At 47.4% G+C, this 2,412-nt stretch carries 3 protein-coding genes; 1 reads left to right on the plus strand and 2 read right to left on the minus strand.

All coding sequences use genetic code 11. The features are described from left to right. Positions 1-107: 107 nt before the first annotated feature. Together mazG and OEM52_14900 are read right to left on the minus strand one after the other, a co-directional pair. A complete protein-coding gene (mazG, locus tag OEM52_14895) occupies positions 108-968 on the minus strand; it encodes a nucleoside triphosphate pyrophosphohydrolase (protein MDK9701421.1) in 861 nt (286 codons plus the stop codon). A gap of 32 nt (positions 969-1,000) precedes the next feature. Then, positions 1,001-1,729 (minus strand): SDR family oxidoreductase, encoded by a 729-nt coding sequence (locus OEM52_14900; protein ID MDK9701422.1) that lies wholly within the window; start codon positions 1,727-1,729, stop codon positions 1,001-1,003. Positions 1,730-1,890: 161 nt separating this feature from the next. Between OEM52_14900 and OEM52_14905 the strand changes: the two genes are divergently transcribed. Next, complete coding sequence (locus OEM52_14905; protein MDK9701423.1) at positions 1,891-2,379, plus strand: hypothetical protein; 489 nt, start codon at positions 1,891-1,893, stop codon at positions 2,377-2,379. Positions 2,380-2,412: the final 33 nt, after the last annotated feature.

Consider the following 2,412-nt stretch of genomic DNA (forward strand, 5'->3'; position numbering starts at 1 on the left):
AATCTATCTGGAAGGATGAACAAAATCCAAGTTGAGATTGCAAATGTCAATTATATCTATGTGACACAGATTAATTGTTTGACATAAATACATTACACCATAGCAAACTATTTTTTCTCGAAGGTTTTCGCTTCGTTCCATAGCCGATCCATTTCCGTAAGTCCCACTTGTTGAAGTGTTTCTCCTCGCTCACGAATCGTATCCTCGATGTAACCGAACCTTCGCTCGAACTTATCAATCGTAACTCGTAGTGCATCTTCCGGATTAAAGCCGTGTTTGCGGGCAACGTTTACTACCGAAAACAGTACATCTCCCAACTCTTCTTCCCACTTTTGCTTCGTCTCAGCAAGCTCGACAGGGGTAGCGTTGACAAGTTGTGCGTGATTCTTCGCCGCTTCGTGCAGTTCAATCAACTCTTCTTCTAACTTTGCCAAGGCATCATCGGGATTTTCCCAATCGAAGCCGACATTAGCCGCTTTCTCTTGCACTCGATACGCCCGTAACAACGCTGGCAGCTCTTTCGGTACGCCGGCAAACAGTTTCTTCCCTTCCCGTTGTTTGCTCGCTTCCCAGTTCGCCAATCCTTCTTTGGCACTGTTCGCGGTGGCGTCGCCGAAAACATGAGGATGCCGTTCCAGTAACTTTGCTACGGTAGCATTGGCAACATCGGAAAAAGTAAACCGCTCTTCTTCTTCTGCCAACCGGCAATGAAATACAACTTGTAGAAGTAAATCACCCAATTCTTTTTTTAGTTCGTCGGTATCGTTATCGTCGAGTGCTTTTAATACCTCATAGGTTTCTTCTAAAAGATATGGCCGGAGCTTTCGATGATCCATCGACCGATCCCAAGGGCAACCATCGTCAGCTCGCAATCGCGCCATGAGTGCCGATAACCGCTCCATCGCGAAACCGGTTCCGGGTGCCGGAATCCCTAATCGATCATCATGTTCCCAACGGGGAGAAGCCATCGCACACTCCATTCCATTTATTAACAAATTATTTAAATCGCCCAACCACCGGAGACAATCAAGTTGGTACCGGTAACGTAAACCGCCTGTTCCGAAAGTAAATACCGAACCGCCGCATTAATGTCTTCTGCTGTCCCGGCTTTTCCGCTTGGCACAATTTTATCAAAATCAGTAATCGCTTGTTTTCCATTATCGATCAAACCGGGAGAAATCATGTTGATACGAACACCAAACTGTGCTTCCACGCGGGCAAGTGTCCGCATCATTACGAGTAGTGCAGTTTTTGCTGCTGCATAGGGCATCGTCATTGGTTGGCTATGTAACTGGTCGGCATGGGCAACCCCGAAGAACAACAAGGAACCGTGCGTCTTTTCTAAATGAGGCAGGGTTTGCTGAGCAATGTAATATGGGGCATGGACATTGGTTGCAAACAGCGACTGCCATTCCTCCGGGGAATATGTGGTTGGCGGTTTGCTGAGAAATGATCCAAGTAAAACTATTACTGCGTCAATCCGACCAATCGCATTCACCGTATCTGCTACGATTTTTTTCACAGAAGCGGGGTCGGTAGCATCCAATTGGATTGCGGTCGCCCGGATTCCTAATGGAATTGCGGAGTGAGTCCATTCATCAGCAGCGGAGTTATCCAAATGATATGTGACCACAACATCGGTAAACCCGAGTTCCGATAGTGGCAAGAACAATTTCTTCCCAATGCCGGAAGTCCCAATAATGAAAGCAGTTTTAGTACTTTTCTCCACTCGATGTCTCGTGTGCTGTTTTGTCTAAAATTAGCGGATGTGACGTCCAGTCACTCCCACTTTTCAGATTCGTGATCAATTGTTGAATTTACTGCAGGAGCAACGTATCTTGAAAGTTGTTGTTAACATTCCCCGGAATCCAATCAAACTTAGGAAACATCATGCGCTGCCCGAAATGTAAAGGTTCCGTTCCCGATAAGCTAACGGTCATCACGTGTCCGTCTTGTGGCGCTCCCGTCCGCCGCATCCCCTTGACTACCGACTTCCGGTTTGCCTTAACTGTGATGGCGGAACGCAACGGCTGGATGTTTTGGGCAACATTATCGATGCCGTTTTGGATCCTGCTTGCCATGTTCCAATTGGTGCTCGGAGACGGGTCGATGGGAAAACTCTTCAACGATTTCCTGCTCGTTTTCTTCGTACACTGTTTCTTCAGTGGGCTGATCATGGACATCCTGATGAAAACCAACGCATTTATTACGCGAATCGGCGAGAAAGAAACGCTGAACCGTGCCCCGCTGCCACTTCGACGATTCCGGTGGGGTACCAACTTCGCTGTGTTGATTGCTGCGTTCCTTGCCATCTGGTATAATGATTTTGTGCATTGGGCGAGCGCGCCAATGCTCGGCACTACATTATCGATTTTGTAGATTGATCTTTGGTGGTCGTGGTATCCGTATATG

It is taken from the genome of bacterium (assembly GCA_030247525.1).
Lineage (GTDB): Bacteria > Electryoneota > JAOADG01 > JAOADG01 > JAOADG01 > JAOTSC01.

Excerpts from the sequence above, each read along its gene's own strand:
- mazG (MDK9701421.1), bottom strand. The coding sequence starts at position 968 with ATGGCTTCTCCCCGTTGGGAACATGATGATCGATTAGGGATTCCGGCA.
- OEM52_14905 (MDK9701423.1), top strand. The coding sequence starts at position 1,891 with ATGCGCTGCCCGAAATGTAAAGGTTCCGTTCCCGATAAGCTAACGGTC.